We start from the raw sequence: 15,274 nt of genomic DNA on the forward strand, positions 1-15,274 counted from the left end.
CCGACGGGGCGCCGCGGCACGGGTGCCGCGCGGGCGGCGGTGCCCGGTCCCGCGCCGCGCGCCGCCGTGTCACGCCGCCACCCGCAGCATGATCTTGCCGATATGCGTGCTGGTCTCCATCAGCGCATGCGCCGCCGCCGCCTCGGCCAGCGGGAAGACCTGGTGGATCGGCGGCGCGACCTTGCCTTCCTCCAGCAGCGGCCAGACCTTGCCGCGCAGCGCCGCGGCGATCTCGCCCTTCTGGGCGGTGGTGCGCGGCCGCATGGTGCTGCCCGTCACGGTCAGGCGGCGGGTCATGATCGGGCGCAGGTCCACCTTCGCCGCCTCGAACCCGCCGAGGAAGGCGATGATGACCAGCCGCCCGTCCATCGCCAGGCAGCGCAGGTTGCGGGCGAAATACTCGGCGCCGACCATGTCCAGCACGACGTCGGCCAGCCTGCCGCCGGTCGCTTCCTTCACCGCCTCGGCGAAATCCTGCTCGCGGTAGTTCACCGCGTGGTCGGCGCCGAGCTTCGTCATCGCGGCGCATTTGGCGGCGCTGCCGGCGGTGGCGATCACCGTCGCACCGAAGGCCTTCGCGAGCTGGATGGCGGTGACGCCGATGCCCGAGGTTCCCCCGTGGATCAGGACGGTCTCGCCGGCGGCCAGCCTGCCATGGCCGAACAGGTTGGCCCAGACGGTGAAGAAGGTCTCGGGCAGCGCCGCGGCGCGGATGGCGTCGTAGCCCTTGGGCCAGGGCAGGCACTGCGCCGCCGGCGCGACGCAGTATTCGGCATAGGCGCCGCCATTGGTCAGGGCGCAGACCCGGTCGCCGACCTGCCAGGGTCCGGCCTGCGGGCCGACCGCCACCACCTCCCCCGCCGTCTCCAGCCCGATGACCGGGCTGGCGCCGGGCGGCGGCGGGTATTCGCCCTTGCGCTGCGCCACGTCCGGCCGGTTCACGCCGGTGGCCAGCACGCGGATCAGCACCTCATCCTCCCGCGGCCGCGGCAGCGGGCCCTGCTTCGGCACCAGCACCTCCGGCGCGCCGCCGGCGCCGTGGTCGATATAGGTCATGGTCTCGGGCAGGCTGGGCATGGCGGTCGGTCTCCGGCGGGGCGCGGAGGTTTCCGCCCCGACCCGCGCCCCGTCAAGCCGCGGCGGCGGGCGGGGTTGCGCGTTCGCGCGGCCGCGCTGAGTATCCGCGCGAATCCCGCCCCCGAAGGCACCTGTCCCCGAAGGCACCTGGCCATGGCCCGCTTCGCCCGCCGCCCGCTGCTCGGCGGCCTCGCCGCCCTCGCGGCCGCGCGCCCGGCCCTGGCGCAGCAGCCGGCCGAGGGCGGCAGCACGCGGCTGGGCGCGCTGTTCCCCTTCACCGGCCCGCTCGCGCTGCTGGGCGACGAGCATTTCCGCGGCCTGGAACTGGCGGCCGAGGAGCGCAACGCCGCCGGCGGCCTGCTCGGCCGGCCGATCCGGCTGCTGCGCGGCGACGCGGCGGATGCCGAACGGGCGCAGGCCGAGGCGAAGCGGCTGATCGGGCCGGACCGGGCGCTGGCCATCCTCGGCACCTGCGCCTCCCCGCTCTCCTTCGCCGCCAGCCAGGCGGCGGAGCTGGCCGGCGTGCCCTATCTCGAGCTCGGCGCCATCGCCGACCCGATCACCGAGCGCGGCTTCCGTCTGCTGTTCCGCACCGCGCCGCGCGCCACGGAATTCGGCCGCGTGGCGGTGGATGCCATCCCCGACCTGCTGGCCGCGGCCTGGACCGTGCCGGCCGGCGGGCTGAAGATCGTGCTGCTGCACGAGGACAGCCTCTATGGCCAGTCCTTCGCCGCGGCGGCGGAGGCGCAGCTGAAGGCCCGCGCCCTGCCGCTGGCCGAGAGGGTGGGCTATGGCGCGCGCAGCATCGAATGGGCGCCGATCATCCAACGGCTGCGCGGCCACGGCGCCGACGTGCTGCTGCATGCCGGCTACCAGAACGACATCCTGCTGCTGTACCGCGGCCTGCGGGAGGCCGCCTGGCGGCCGCGCATGGTGATCGGCGCCGGCGCCGGCTACAGCCTGGTGGATTCGGCGCATGCCATCGGCCCGGATTTCGAGGGCACGCTGGTCGCCGATGTCCCGGGCTATGAGGTGAACGACCGCTTCGCGCCGGGCGTGCGCCCCTTCCTGGAGCTCTATCGCAAGCGCTACGGCAGCGAGCCGCGGTCGGGCCACAGCCTGGCGAACTATGTCGGCGCCCGGGCGGGGTTCGATGCCATCCAGCGCGCCGCCGCGCCGGAGCGCGACCGCATCCGCGCCGCGCTGGCCGCGACCGAGGTGCCGGAGGGCGGCACGGCGAATGGCTGGGGCATCCGCTTCGACGACAAGGGGCAGAACCAGCGGACGCGGGTCCTGCTGCAGCAATGGCAGGGCGGCAGGCTGGTGGCGGTGGCGCCGGCCGAAGCGGCGACCGCCGCCCTGCGGGCCAGCATGGGCGCGGTGGGGTAGCGGGGCCCGCGCCGACGCGGGGCGTCGGTCGGGACCGGCCGACCAGCCATGGGCGCAAGGCGGGGCAAGCGGGCCGCGCCATCCGGCCGCGCGGCGGACGCCATCCATCCGCGGGCATGCCGCCTGTGGGCGGACCGGACGCGGCGCAGACCCTGCCGCCGCGACGGGATGCGGCCACGGCGCGACGGCCAAGCCCACCTGTCCCGCCACCGCGGACCCACCATGCTGCGGCGCGAAGGCGACGGCGATCCGCCGCGTTCCGTCGCCTGCCCGCACCGGGATCGCGCGGCCGGGCGGCGTCCCGGCCGCGAGCGCTATTCCACCCGGATGCCGGCCTGGCGGATCGTCGCCTCCCACTTGGCGATCTCGTCCATCAGCCAGCGCGTCGCCGTCTCCGGCGTCGTGTCGCTGCGGAGATCCATGGTCAGGTCGGTCAGGCGGCGGCGGACATTGTCCTGCGCCGCCACCTGGTTGAAGGCGGCGTTGATCGCCTGCACCACCGGCGCCGGCGTGCCGGCCGGGGCCAGCACCATGTGCCAGGTGTAGCTCTCGGCGCCCTGGATGCCGGCCTCGGCGAAGGTCGGCACCTCCGGCGCCTGGGCCAGGCGACGGTCGGCGGACACGCCGAGCGCCCGGGCATCGCCGCGGGTGTGGTAGGGCAGGCCGCCCGCCGCGACATCCATGAACATCGCCAGCCGGCCCGAGAGCAGGTCCGGCATGCCGGCGGCCGAGCCGCGATAGGGCACGTGGTTCACCGCGAGGCCGCCGGCGCGCGCCAGGAACAGCTCGGTCGCCAGGTGCACGGCGCCGCCATTGCCGCTGCTGCCGTAGTCGTACTTGCCGGGATTGGCGCGGTAGAGCGCGACCAGGTCCTGCAGGCTGCGGGCGGGCAGGTCCTTGTTCACCAGCAGCACCATCGGGATGACGCCGAGCAGCGCGACGGGCTGGAAATCCGCGACGGGATCGAAGGGCAGGCGCGGGAACAGCGCGCGCAGCACCGAATGGGCGATGGTGTTGTAGAGCAGGGTGTGGCCGTCCTTCGGCGCCTTCGCCACCACCTCCGACCCGACGACCACGCCGGCGCCGGTGCGGTTCTCCACGACCACCCGCTGCGGCAGGATCTTCGACAATTCCTCGGCGAAGAGCCGGGCGGGGATGTCGGTGGGCCCGCCGGCGGCGAAGGGCACGACCAGCCGGACGGGCTGGCTGGGCCAGGGCGCCTGGGCGCGGCCGACCGCCGGCAGGGCGAGGCCGGCGGCGGCGAGGGTCAGGACGGAGCGGCGTTGCATGGGCGGATCCCCCGGCTTGTTGCGGCGGGAGATGGCCCAGCCCCCGGCCGGGATCAAGCCGGGGCGGGATCGAGCCGGCGGCCGCCCTCGGCGACGAAGACATGCAGGTGCTCCGCCGGCAGCGTCACCGGCAGGGTGCCGTCGCGCGGGGCGGGCCCGGCCAGGCGGATCACCAGCGCCTCCCCGTCCGGCAGGCGGCCATGCAGCACGGTCTCCGACCCCAACGGCTCGGCCAGGTCGATGGCCAGCGGCAGCCCGCCCGCCTCCAGCCGCAGATGCTCCGGCCTCAGGCCGATGGTCAGCGGCAGCCCGTCCGGGCCGGGGCGCGGGCCATCGGCGAAGGGGATGGTGGGGCCGGCCCGCAGCGCCACGGCGCGGCCCCCCCCGGCCAGCACGCCTTCGAGGAAGTTCATCGCCGGGCTGCCGATGAAGCCGGCCACGTAGGTGTCGGCCGGCCGCTCGAAGATCTCCATCGGCGTCGCCACCTGCGCGGCATGGCCCTGATGCATGACGACCAGGCGGTCGCCGAGCGTCATCGCCTCGATCTGGTCATGCGTGACGAACAGGGATGTGACGCCGAGCCGCTTCTGCAGCCGGCGGATCTCGGCCCGCATCTGCACCCGCAGCTTGGCGTCGAGGTTCGACAGCGGCTCGTCGAACAGGAAGAGCTTCGGCTCGCGGACGATGGCGCGGCCCATGGCGACGCGCTGGCGCTGGCCGCCCGAAAGCTGCCGCGGCCGCCGGTCCAGCAGCGCCTCGATCCCCAGCAGGGCGGCGGCGTCGCGGACGCGGCGGTCGATCTCGGGCCGCGGCAGGCCGCGGATCTTCAGGCCGTAGCCCATGTTCTGCGCCACGCTCATGTGCGGGTAGAGCGCGTAGTTCTGGAAGACCATGGCGATGTCGCGGTCGGCCGGCTCCAGCGCCGTCACGTCGCGGCCGCCGATGCGGACGCTGCCGGCCGTCGGCGTCTCCAGCCCCGCCACGATTCGCAGCAGGGTGGACTTGCCGCAGCCGGAGGCGCCGACGATGACGATCATCTCGCCATCCGCCACGGCGAGGTCGACGCCGTGCAGCACGCGGGTGGCGCCGAAGGCCTTCTGCACCCCCGACAGATCCAAGGTAGCCATTACTTCTCGGTCTCCGTCAGGCCCTTGACGAACCAGCGCTGCATGAGGACCACGACCGCGACCGGCGGCAGCAGCGCCAGCACGCAGGTGGCCATGACGATGTTCCAGTCGGTGTTCGCCTCGGACCCGATCATCTTCACCATGCCGATGACGATGGTCTCCACATCGGCCGAGGTGGCGACCAGCAGCGGCCAGAGATACTGGTTCCAGCCATAGACGAAGAGGATGACGAAGAGCGCCGCCATGTTGGTGCGCGACAGCGGCAGCACGACGTCGAGGAAGAACCGCACCGGCCCGGCGCCGTCCATCTTCGCCGCCTCGACGAACTCGTCCGGGATGGTCAGGAAGAACTGGCGGAACAGCAGGGTCGCGGTCGCCGAGGCGATGATCGGGATGATCAGCCCGGCATAGGTGTTCACCAGCCCGAGGTCGGAGACGACCTTGAAGGTGGGGAAGATCCGCACCTCCACCGGCAGCATCAGGGTGATGAAGATCGACCAGAAGGCCAGCTGCCGGAACGGGAAGCGGAAGAACACCACGGCATAGGCCGAGATGATGGAGATGGCGATCTTGCCCACCGCGATGGCCAGCGCCATCACCGTGCTGTTGAACAGCATGCGCCCGACCGGCACGCCGGCGCCGCCCTGTTCCAGCGCGGCGCGGTAATTCTCCAGCGCATGGCCGCCGGGCAGCAGCGGCACCTCGCCGCGGCCGATGGTCGCGGCGTCATGCGTCGAGCCCATCAGGACGATCCAGATGGGCAGGAAGAACAGCAGCACGCCCAGCAGCAGGACGGCATGCGCCACCCAGTCCGGCCGGGGGCCCTGGCGGTGCGGCGCGGCCTCGGCCGGCAGGGCCAGGCCCCGCGTCGTTTCAGTAGTGGACACGGCGTTCGATGAACCGGAACTGGATGGCGGTGAGGGCGATGACGACCAGCATCAGCACCACGGATTGCGCCGAGGACAGGCCGATGTCGAGGTTGACCCGGCCGTCCACATAGGCGCGGTAGATGAGCGTCTCCGTCGCCTTGGCCGGGCCGCCCTTGGTCAGCGCGTCGATGACGCCGAAGGTGTCGAAGAAGGCATAGACCAGGTTCACCACCAGCAGGAAGAAGGTGGTGGGCGAGAGCAGCGGGAAGGTGATGGTCCAGAAGCGGTAGGCCGGCCGGGCGCCGTCGATCGCCGCCGCCTCCAGCACGCTCTTCGGGATGCTCTGCAGCCCCGCCAGGAAGAAGATGAAGTTGTAGGAGACCTGCTTCCAGGCGGAGGCGAGGATGACCATCAGCATCGCCTGGTTGCCGTTCAGCTTGTAGTCCCACGGGATGCCGGCGCCGTTCAGCGCCCGCCCGACCAGCCCGATCTGCGGGTGGAACAGGAAGATCCACAGCACGGCGGCGACCGCGGGGGCGATGGCATAGGGCCAGATCAGCAGCGTGCGGTAGGCGCCGCTGCCGCGGATCTGCCGGTCCGCCAGCACCGCCAGCAGCAGGGCGGTGGCCAGCGCGATGACCGTGACGCCGGTGGAGAACACCACGGTGTTGCGGATGGTCTCGAGGTAGAGCGGGTCGGCGAAGAGGTCGGTGAAATTCTCGAGCCCGACGAAGGTCGAGCGGATGCCGAAGGCGTCCTGCCGCAGGAAGGAGAACCACACCGCCTGCCCGGCCGGCCAGAAGAAGAAGACGATGGTGATGAGCAGCTGCGGCGCCAGCAGCGCCAGCGGCAGCGCCTTGCCCCTGAAGACGACCTTCCGTTCCAACCGCGGACTCCTGGTTTCCAGGGGCCCCGCGGCCCCTGGTGGGAGGATCCGGGGAGGGCAACGCCCTCCCCGGGTGGCTCAGGCCCGGTTCGCCCGCTCGAAATTCCGCAGCACCACGTTGCCGCGGCGGTTCGCCGCCTCCAGCGCCTGGACGGCGTTCTGCTGGCCCTGCAGCGCCTTCTCAAGCTCCTCCTGGATCACGTTGCGGATCTCGACGAAGCCGCCCAGGCGGAAGCCCATGGAATTCGGCGTCGGCTCGGCGCGCGAGAGCTGGCGGATGGCCGCGTCGGCGCCCGGGTTCTGCTGGTAGTAGCCCTCGGCCCGGCCCTTGTCCGCCGCCGCGGTGGTCAGCGGGACATAGCCGGTGACCTTGTGCCACCACAGGTCCTGGTCGACATCGGAGATGAAGCGGAAGAACTCCGCCACGCCGCGGTATTCCTCGGCCGGGCGGTTGCGGGCGGACAGCACCCACAGGCTGGCGCCGCCGATGACGCCGTTCTTCGGCTGCTGGATGACGTCGTCATGGAAGGGCAGCGGCACGCTGACCCACTTGAACTTCGCCTCCCGCTCCACCCGCGCCCGCAGGCCGGAGGAGTTGAAGCTGATCGCCGCCTCCCCCGCCGGGAAGAGCGGGTCGGCGGCATTGTCCCGGCCGCCATAGCGGAACAGCCCGTCCTTCTGCAGCTGCAGCAGGAAGTCCATGTGCTTCTGGAAGAAGGGGCTGGCCAGCTGCAGCTCGGCATTCATCCCCTCGAACCCGTTGGCGCGGGTGGCGAAGGGGATGTCGTGCATGGACGCCATCTGCTCCATCATCACCCAGGTCGGCCAGGTGGTGGTGATGGCGGCCGGCGTGGCATTCGCCGCCTTGATCCGCTCCGCCGCGGCGCGGACCTGGCGCCAGGTGCGCGGCAGGTCGGTGGTGGACAGCCCGGCCTTCTCGAAGGCATCGAGGTTCAGCCACATGATGGCCGAGGACGAGTTGTGCGGCATGGAGATCAGCCGCCCCTGGGTGTCGCTGTAGTAGCCGCGGACGCCGGCGAGGTAGCGCTTCGGGTCCAGCTCCACCCCGGCCTCGCCCAGCAGCTGGTGCACCGGGCGGATCGCCGGGCCGGCCGCCATCATGGTGGCCGTCCCCACCTCGAACACCTGGGCGATGTGCGGCGGGTTGCCGGCGCGCCAGGCGGCGATGGCGCCGGTCATGGTGTCGATGTAGCTGCCCTTGAAGCTGGCATTCACCGTGAAGCGCTGCTGGCTGTCGTTGAAGCGCTTCACCTGCTCCGCCACCCGCTCGCCGAGCGCCCCGGACAGGCCGTACCAGAACTCGATGGTGGTGCGCCCGGTGCCCTGCGCCCGGATGCTGGCAGGCGCGGCGAGGCCGAGGGCGGCGGCCCCGGCCAGGAGGGAACGGCGATGCATGGCGAAGACTCCCCGGTTCATTGTGCGGTGCGGCAGGTAACGGCGCCCCGTTAAGGCCATGTGACAACAAAAAGTCGAAACGATGAAGGGGGCATGCGCCGGCGCCGCGGTCAGGCGGTCAGCCGGGCATAGAGCTCGGGATCGGTCGCCCCCTCCGTCCCGAACAGCAGGACGCGGCTCCCCTCCTCCAGCCCCAGCGCGGCGCGGCCGAAGGGGTCGCGCGCCAGCAGCAGCAGGGCGGCCAGGCCGGCGACGGCGCTCTCCCCCGCCTCCAGCTTCGGCGTCCGCCTCGCCAGCAGGCGCATGCAGTCCACGGCGGATTCGTCCGGCACCGCCATCCAGGCGAAGGCGGCGCGCTCCAGCTCCTGCCAGGCCAGCAGGCTCGGCTCGCCGCAGGCGAGGCCCGCCATCAGCGTGTCGAGATCGCCCTCGACCGTCACCGGCCGCCCGGCCTCGGCGCTGGCCAGCAGGCAGGCGGCGCGGTCCGGCTCCACCACCACCAGCCTCGGCGCCCTGGTCCCGTAGCGCGCCCGCATCTGGACCGAGACGGCGGCCGCGACGCCCCCGACGCCGCCCTGGATGAAGACATGCGTCGGCGGCTCGGGGATCGCCTCGGCCGCTTCCTCGGCCATCAGCCGGTAGCCCTGCATGACGTCGCGCGGCACCTCGGTATAGCCGGGATAGGAGGTGTCGGAGACGACGAACCAGGCCTCCGCCTCGGCGGTGCGCTGGGCGGCGCGCACGGCGTCGTCATAGGTGCCGGGCACCACCCGGATCTCGGCGCCGTATCTCGCAATGGCGTCGCGGCGGCCCTGGCTCACGCCTTCATGCACGAAGATCACGCAGCGGCAGCGGAAGCGCTGCGCGCCCCAGGCGACGCTGCGGCCATGGTTGCCGTCCGTCGCACAGGTGACGGTGATGGCGCCGGTCGCGTCCTTGTGGGTGCCGTCCGCCATCTCCGCCGCCGTCGCGGCATTGGCGGCGCCGCGGCGGGCCAGTTCCGCCTGCAGCAGCTTCATCACTGCATAGGCCCCGCCCAGCGCCTTGAAGCTGCCCAGGCCGAAGCGCGGCCCCTCGTCCTTCCAGTGGATGGCGGCGACCCGCGCCGCCTGCGCCAGCTCGGCCAGCGGCAGCAGCGGGGTGGGCGCATAGCCGGGCCAGGCGGTGATTTCCTCCCTCGCGCGGCGGAAGCCGCCCTCGGGCAGGACGACCACGCCGGGCGTGCCGGCATGGCGGTTGAGCAGCAGGCGATAGGGTCGGCGCGGAATCGTCATGGCGGCGGACCATGGCCCGCTTGCGCGCCGCCTGCCAAGGCGCGACACAGCGACCCCCTGGGCAGCGGAAGGAACGCCATGCAGATCACGATCCTGGGCGGCGGGGGCTTCCTCGGCCGCAAGCTGGCCCGGCGGCTGGCGGAGGAAGGCGCGCTGGGCGGCCAGGCCATCACCGGCCTGACCCTGTTCGACCTGCAGGCGCCTCCCCCCCTCTCCGCCCCCTTCCCGGTCCGCTGCCTGGGCGGGAACATCGCCGACCCGGCAGCGGTGAAGGCCGCGATCCCGGCCGGGACCGGCGTGGTGGTCCACCTGGCCGCCGTGGTCTCCGCCCAGGCGGAGGCGGATTTCGACCTCGGCCTGACCGTGAACCTGCACGGCACCCTGGCGGTGCTGCAGGCCTGCCGGGCGCTCGCGACGCCGCCCCGCGTCGTTTTCACCTCCTCGGTCGCCAGCTTCAGCGGCGGGCAGGAGGCGCGGCTGGAGGACGATGCCCGGCAGCTTCCCGGCAATTCCTACGGCGCCGAGAAGGCGATCGGCGAGCTGCTGCTGCAGGATGCCACCCGCAAGGGCTTCCTCGATGCGGTGAACATCCGCCTGCCCACCGTCATCATCCGCCCGGGCCGGCCGAACAAGGCGGCGTCGAGCTTCGTCTCGGCCATCCTGCGGGAGCCGCTGCTGGGCCTCGAGACCGAGCTGCCGGTGCCGGAGGAGTTCGCGGTCTGGATCTGCTCGCCGCGGCGGGCGGTGGACTGGTTCCTGCACGCGATGACGATGGACACGAAGCCGCTGGGGCTGGACCGCGGCATCAACTTGCCCGGCCGCAGCGCCACCGTCGGCAAGATGCTGAGCGCGCTGGCCGAGGTGGCGGGGCCGGAGGCGCGGGCGCGGGTCAGGCACGCGCCCGACCCGGCGATCGAGGCCATCGTCGGCACCTGGCCGGCCAGCTTCACCGCCGAACGGGCGCGAAGGCTGCTGGGCTTCTCCGAGCAGGAGAGCCTGGAAGAGCTCATCCAGGCCTTCATCGAGGACGACCTGGCGGCGACGCGCGCCGAGCGGGGGGTGTAGCAAAGGGGGGCCTTGCCCCCCTTTGGATCCCCCCACCCGGGAACCCACGGACGATGCGCAGCATCGTCCGTGGGACCCGCATTGGCCGAAGGGCCTTTGGAAACCGCGAGTCAGGGCGTCAGGATCACCTTGCTCGCGGCGCGCTGGCGCGCGAGTTCGAAGCCTTCCAGCCCGCGTTCCAGCGGCAGGCGGTGCGTGATCATCGGCCGGAAGGCCTCCGGGTCCTGGCCGAGATGCGCCAGCACGCGGTCCCAGGTCCGCCGCTCCGCGCCATGGCTCGCCCGCAGCTGGTGGCGCATGCGCACGAAATCGGTCAGCGGCAGGGTCAGCGGCGCGGCATGGATGCCGGCGGCGACGATGACGCCGCCCTTCTTCAGCACCGAAAGCCCCTCGGTGATGGAGGCCGGCACGCCCGTCGCCTCCAACACCACGTCCACCGCCCGCCCGCCGGTCAGCGCGAGAACCTGGTCCTTCAGCGGGCCTTCGGCCACGTCCACCAACTCGGAGAAACCCAGGGCGCGCAGCACCGCGAAGCGCGGCGCATCGGCGCGGCCGGCGACGATCACCCGCGCCGCCCCCGCCAGCCGGGCAAACAGCGCGATGGCCTGCCCGATCGTGCCCGGCCCCAGCACCAGGACCGTATCGCCCAGGCCGACCGCGCCGGTCAGCACCGCCTCCATCCCGACGCCGAGCGGCTCGGTCAGCGCCGCCACCTCGGCCTCCATCCCCGCCGGCAGCGCGACGCAGCAGCGCGACGGCACCCGCACCTCCGCCTGGAAGCCGCCGTCGCGGGTCAGGCCGATCCCTTCCCGCTTGAGGCAGTTGCGCGTGTCGCCGGCGCGGCAGTTCGCGCAGAAGCCGCAGAAGACGAAGGGGATGACGGCGACGCGGTCGCCCTCGGCGAAGCCCGATCCGGTGCCGTTGCGCACGACCGTGCCGCAGAACTCATGCCCCATGGTCAGCGGCAGGTGCGGCACCATGAAGCCGTAGCCCTCCGTCCACTCATAGGCATGGACGTCGGAGCCGCAGATGCCGACCGCATCCACCCGCAGCACCACCTCGGCCGGTCCGGGCGGCGGCGGGTCCGGCACCTCCTGGAACTCCAGGCCGAATGCCGCCCCGGTCTTGCGCAGGGCCAGCATCAGAAGGGCTCCGGGTAGTGGCCGGCGAAGACGCTGATCGGCGGCTTCGCATCGGGGTCGGTCACCATGTCGATCAGCACGGGCTGCCGCGCCGCCAGCGCCGATTCCAGCGCGCCGCGGATGCCGGCGCTGCGCTCCACCCGCACGCCCTCGACGCCGCAGGCGCGGGCGATGGCGGCATGGTCCACGGCGGTGAAATTCACCGCCTTGGTGTGCTCGCCGAATTTCACCTCCTCGGCATGCTTCTGGTAGCCGAGGATGCCGTTGTTCAGCACGATGGTGGTCACCGGCAATTCCAGCCGCCGCAGCGTCTCCAGCTCCGCCCAGCTATGCGCGAAGCCGCCATCGCCGCAGAGGCAGACGACGCGCGCGCCGCTTCCCGCCTCCTCCGCCGCGATCTTCGCCCCGATCGCCATGGGCAGGCCCCAGCCCAGGCCAGCGATGCCGCGCGGCGTCAGGAAGCGCTGCCCGGCGCGCTTCGCGGTCAGGTAGTTCGCCACCCAGATGGAGGAGTAGGAGGCATCGGCCACCACGATGTCCTCCGGCCGCAGCAGCGCGTCGAGTTCCGCCATCAGGCGTTCGGGGCGCGGCAGCGGCGCGTCGCGCGTGACCAGGCCCTCGATGGTCCGGCGCCAGGCGCCGACGCCCGCGGCGATCTCCGACTCGATCGCCGGGCGCGCGGCGGCGCGGGCGGACAGGTCGCGCGCCGTCAACGCGTCCGTCAGCGCGGCCAGGGTCAGCTTCGCATCGCCGACCAGCCGCATCGCCTCGTAATTCCGCCCGACCTCCATGGGGTCCATGTCGAGGTGGATGAAGCGTGTTCCCTTGCCGAACAGCTTCCAGGAATCCGTGCCGTTCTGGTTGGTGCGGTTGCCGACCAGCAGCACGACATCGGCGCGGTCCACCATCGGCCGCAGCGCCTGGGTGCGGCTGCCCTGGCCCATGACATAGCCGATGACGCCGAGCGTCAGCGGGTGCGCCTCATCCGCTGCGCCCTTGCCCATGACCGTGGTGCCGACCGGCAGATGCGCCGCCTCCTGCAGCGCCGCCAGTTCGGCCGACGCGTCGGAGAGATGCACGCCGCCGCCGGCGACCACCAGCGGGTGCCTCGCCGTGGCCAGCGCCTCCGCCGCCGCGGCGATGGCGGCCGGGTCGGCCACCAGCCGGTCCAGCGGCACCCGCCCCAGCGCGGCGGTGCGCGGCCGCAGCAGGGAGGAGAGCGGCGCCGCCCCCTCTGTCAGCAGGTCGGCCGGCACCAGCAGCACGGCGGGGCCCGGCCGGCCGGAGCAGGCGGCGGTGAAGGCCATGTCCACCAGGTCGTCCAGCCGGTCGGCGCGGTCCAGCCTTCGCACCCATTTCGCCACCGGCGCGAACATCCCGAGATGGTCGAGTTCCTGGAAGGCGTTGCGGTCGGTGGCGTCGCACGTCACCTCCTGCACCAGGGCGATGATGGGGATGCTGGCCTTCAGCGCCTCGGCCAGCGGCGGCACCAGCAGCGTCGCGGCCGGGCCGTTCTGCGCCGTGACGACGCCGGGCTTGCGGCTGATCCGGGCATAGCCGTCGGCCATGGTCCCGCCGGCATTCTCCTGCCGGTACACCTTCTGGTCGATGCCGACATGCGGCGAGGCGAGGTGGAAGGCGCTGGGCAGGGACTGGCCGAAGGTCAGCGTCACGCCATGGCGGCGGAAGGCCTCGGCGAGGCGGAGGGCGACGGTGGCGTTGCTGGCGGGACCGGCGGCATCCGGCATGGCGTTTCCCCTGGCTGTTGCCCGGCAGGGTAGCAGCGTCGCCGGGGTGCGGAAGCCCGGGTGCTTGCCGGCGCATCGGCACGGCCTATGGTGCCGGCGCCCCTGACCGGACCCGCCCTTGCCCGACAAACCGCCCCGCCCACGCCCCGACCTGGTCGGCCCCCTCGGCCTGCTGCTGATCCTGGCGCTGCTGGCCGGCGGCTATTTCGGCTTCCCCTGGCTGCTGCGGGTGTTCAGCTACCAGGACTGCATCGCCTCCGGCCGCATCACCGGGTGCTGACGGGCCCCGCCGCACCGCTGCCCACCGGCCGGCAATGCGCGACCGCCACGCCCACGCCCACCCCGCCGCCGCGCTTGCCGTAACAGCCGGCGTGCCAGAAGCCCAGGACCCGGCCGCCGGCGGGCAGATGGAGTTCGCCGAATCCCTCGGCGTTCCCGTCGCGCCAATTGCCGTCGTAGCGCATGCCGTTGGCGAAGCTGATCGTGCCCCAGCCATGCGGCCGGCCGTCGTGCAACTGGCCGTCATAGGTCCAGGCCGCACGTTCCAGCCTGCCTTCCCCGTCGGGCCGGCCGTTCCGCCAGAGGCCCTGGTAGCGGCCGCCATCGGCGAAGACCGCGCTGCCCCAGCCTTCCGGGCGGCCATCCCGCGAGGCACCGTCGTAGCGGAAGCCGTTCGGCTGTTGGACGCTGACGCGCCCCTGCGGCCGGCCATCCACGAAGGATCCGGTGATGGCGAACAGCCTGCTCTCGCCATCCCCCGGCCACCGCCATTCCGCCGTGCCGGGGCCAGAGGCCACGCCGTCCGGGCACGCCCCGGACCAGCGCGGCGTTTCCGCCGCCCGGGGATTGGGGTTCCAAAGCCGGCAGCCGCTGACCGGATCGGTGCTCCAGCCCGGTTGGCCCGGCGCCGCGACCGGCAGCGCCACCGGCGGCGTCGCGTGCGGGGTCGGTGTCGCACAGCCGGTGGCCACGCTTACAAATCCCGCCAGGAAGCACCGCGCCCTGCCCTGCATGCGAATGCCGCCCGTCGATCGCCCCGGCCCAGCATGGTCCGAATGGTGACACAGGTTCAAGCAGCGCCGGCCTGGGCGACGGAGCGGATCGCGCGGGGAAGTCGTGCAGGCCGCAATGCGGGATCCCGCTCCGCCATCGCCGACCAGGCGCGGCCTGGATCCCCGGCCGAGCCGGCGAGCCGCCCTATGCCGCGTCGTGGAAGATCACCCCCAGCGTGAACCTCTGCCCGGCGCGGAGGCGGCTGACGCCGTGGCGCAGGTTGACCCGGTAGGTCCCGCGCGTGCCCCGCACCGGCCGGTGATGCACGGCGAAGACCACCCCCTCCCCCTGCCGCAGCGGCACCACCTCGGCGCGCGACTGCATGCGCGGGCGCTGCTCGGTGAGCACGAACTCGCCGCCCTCGAAGTCGCGGCCCGGCTCGCTCAGCAGCACCGCCACCTGCAGCGGGAAGGCCAGGTCGCCATAGAGATCCTGGTGCAGGCAGTTGTAGTCGCCGGGGCCGTAGCGCAGCAGCAGCGGCGTCGGCTTCGCCTGGCCGGCGGCGTGGCATTCGGCGGTGAAGGCGGCGAGGTCCGGCGGGAAGCGCCGCGGCAGGCCCATGGCGGCGTTCCAGGCATTCGCCACCGGCGCCAGGCGCGGATAGAGCCCTGCCCGCAGCCCCGCCACCAGCGGCGGCAGCGGCGCGGCGAAATACCGGTACTCGCCGCGGCCGAAGCCGTGCCGGGCCATGACCACGCGGCTGCGGAACCCCGCCGCCTCGCCATACAGCGCGGCCAGGGCGGCGCATTCCGCCGGCGCCAGCAGCGGCCCGGTGCGGGCGGCGCCATGGCTCTCCAGCTCCTGCGTGATGTGCGGCCAGTCCAGCGCGGCGATGCGGGGTTCGATCGGCATGCGCGCAGCATGGCATGGCCGGGCGGCGGGTGCCCTCCGCCGGTTGCGCCGGCACGGCCCGGCGCCGCGCCCCGGCCCGGCGGGTCA

Annotated in this window: 14 protein-coding genes; 3 read left to right on the forward strand and 11 right to left on the reverse strand. The window is 73.0% G+C overall.

Annotation, left to right across the window (positions count from 1 at the left end; all coding sequences use genetic code 11):
* Positions 1-69: 69 nt before the first annotated feature.
* Entirely contained in the window at positions 70-1,077 is a 1,008-nt protein-coding gene (locus tag E2C05_RS07610; RefSeq protein WP_133219017.1) for an NAD(P)H-quinone oxidoreductase, read from the reverse strand.
* A 153-nt stretch (positions 1,078-1,230) separates the two neighbouring features.
* On the opposite strand from E2C05_RS07610, the gene E2C05_RS07615 reads away from it, so the two are divergent.
* The gene (locus E2C05_RS07615; RefSeq protein WP_133219018.1) at positions 1,231-2,466 is read left to right on the forward strand and encodes an ABC transporter substrate-binding protein; all 1,236 of its coding nucleotides are present in this window, start codon (positions 1,231-1,233) and stop codon (positions 2,464-2,466) included.
* Positions 2,467-2,780: 314 nt separating this feature from the next.
* Here E2C05_RS07615 and E2C05_RS07620 read toward each other — a convergent pair whose 3' ends face one another.
* The 6 genes from E2C05_RS07620 to E2C05_RS07645 form a co-directional block, all read right to left on the reverse strand.
* Positions 2,781-3,755, reverse strand: coding sequence for a Bug family tripartite tricarboxylate transporter substrate binding protein (locus E2C05_RS07620; RefSeq protein WP_133219019.1), 975 nt, complete (start codon positions 3,753-3,755; stop codon positions 2,781-2,783).
* Between the two features lie 53 nt (positions 3,756-3,808).
* Complete coding sequence (gene ugpC / locus E2C05_RS07625; protein ID WP_133219020.1) at positions 3,809-4,882, reverse strand: sn-glycerol-3-phosphate ABC transporter ATP-binding protein UgpC; 1,074 nt, start codon at positions 4,880-4,882, stop codon at positions 3,809-3,811.
* A complete protein-coding gene (gene ugpE, locus E2C05_RS07630; protein ID WP_456306485.1) occupies positions 4,882-5,769 on the reverse strand; it encodes a sn-glycerol-3-phosphate ABC transporter permease UgpE in 888 nt (295 codons plus the stop codon). The genes ugpC and ugpE overlap by 1 nt, the downstream gene beginning before the upstream one ends.
* A complete protein-coding gene (ugpA, locus tag E2C05_RS07635; protein WP_133219021.1) occupies positions 5,756-6,637 on the reverse strand; it encodes a sn-glycerol-3-phosphate ABC transporter permease UgpA in 882 nt (293 codons plus the stop codon). Before ugpA ends, ugpE begins: the two co-directional genes overlap by 14 nt.
* 78 nt (positions 6,638-6,715) lie before the next feature.
* Complete coding sequence (ugpB, locus tag E2C05_RS07640) at positions 6,716-8,053, reverse strand: sn-glycerol-3-phosphate ABC transporter substrate-binding protein UgpB (RefSeq protein ID WP_133219022.1); 1,338 nt, start codon at positions 8,051-8,053, stop codon at positions 6,716-6,718.
* A 110-nt stretch (positions 8,054-8,163) separates the two neighbouring features.
* Complete coding sequence (locus tag E2C05_RS07645; protein WP_133219023.1) at positions 8,164-9,327, reverse strand: diaminopropionate ammonia-lyase; 1,164 nt, start codon at positions 9,325-9,327, stop codon at positions 8,164-8,166.
* A gap of 78 nt (positions 9,328-9,405) precedes the next feature.
* On the opposite strand from E2C05_RS07645, the gene denD reads away from it, so the two are divergent.
* Positions 9,406-10,392 carry a D-erythronate dehydrogenase gene (denD, locus tag E2C05_RS07650; protein WP_133219024.1) on the forward strand — a complete coding sequence of 329 codons (987 nt, stop codon included), beginning with the start codon at positions 9,406-9,408 and terminating at the stop codon, positions 10,390-10,392.
* Positions 10,393-10,502: 110 nt separating this feature from the next.
* Here the strand turns inward: denD and E2C05_RS07655 are convergent, their stop codons facing one another.
* Complete coding sequence (locus tag E2C05_RS07655) at positions 10,503-11,534, reverse strand: zinc-dependent alcohol dehydrogenase (protein ID WP_133219025.1); 1,032 nt, start codon at positions 11,532-11,534, stop codon at positions 10,503-10,505.
* The gene (locus E2C05_RS07660) at positions 11,534-13,282 is read right to left on the reverse strand and encodes an acetolactate synthase catalytic subunit (RefSeq protein WP_133219026.1); all 1,749 of its coding nucleotides are present in this window, start codon (positions 13,280-13,282) and stop codon (positions 11,534-11,536) included. Before E2C05_RS07660 ends, E2C05_RS07655 begins: the two co-directional genes overlap by 1 nt.
* 118 nt (positions 13,283-13,400) lie before the next feature.
* Here E2C05_RS07660 and E2C05_RS32860 point away from each other — a divergent pair, with 118 nt between their 5' ends.
* Positions 13,401-13,562, forward strand: coding sequence for a hypothetical protein (locus E2C05_RS32860; protein ID WP_158291996.1), 162 nt, complete (start codon positions 13,401-13,403; stop codon positions 13,560-13,562).
* On the opposite strand, the gene E2C05_RS07665 is transcribed toward E2C05_RS32860, so the two are convergent.
* Both E2C05_RS07665 and E2C05_RS07670 read right to left on the reverse strand, forming a co-directional pair.
* Positions 13,549-14,079 carry an MORN repeat-containing protein gene (locus tag E2C05_RS07665; RefSeq protein WP_158291997.1) on the reverse strand — a complete coding sequence of 177 codons (531 nt, stop codon included), beginning with the start codon at positions 14,077-14,079 and terminating at the stop codon, positions 13,549-13,551. The genes E2C05_RS32860 and E2C05_RS07665 overlap by 14 nt on opposite strands.
* A 400-nt stretch (positions 14,080-14,479) precedes the next feature.
* Positions 14,480-15,187: a 2OG-Fe(II) oxygenase gene (locus tag E2C05_RS07670; RefSeq protein ID WP_133219028.1), complete on the reverse strand. Its 708-nt coding sequence runs from the start codon at positions 15,185-15,187 to the stop codon at positions 14,480-14,482.
* Between the last annotated feature and the right edge of the window lie 87 nt (positions 15,188-15,274).

It is taken from the genome of Paracraurococcus ruber, from assembly GCF_004353985.1.
In the GTDB taxonomy this organism is placed as follows: domain Bacteria; phylum Pseudomonadota; class Alphaproteobacteria; order Acetobacterales; family Acetobacteraceae; genus Paracraurococcus; species Paracraurococcus ruber.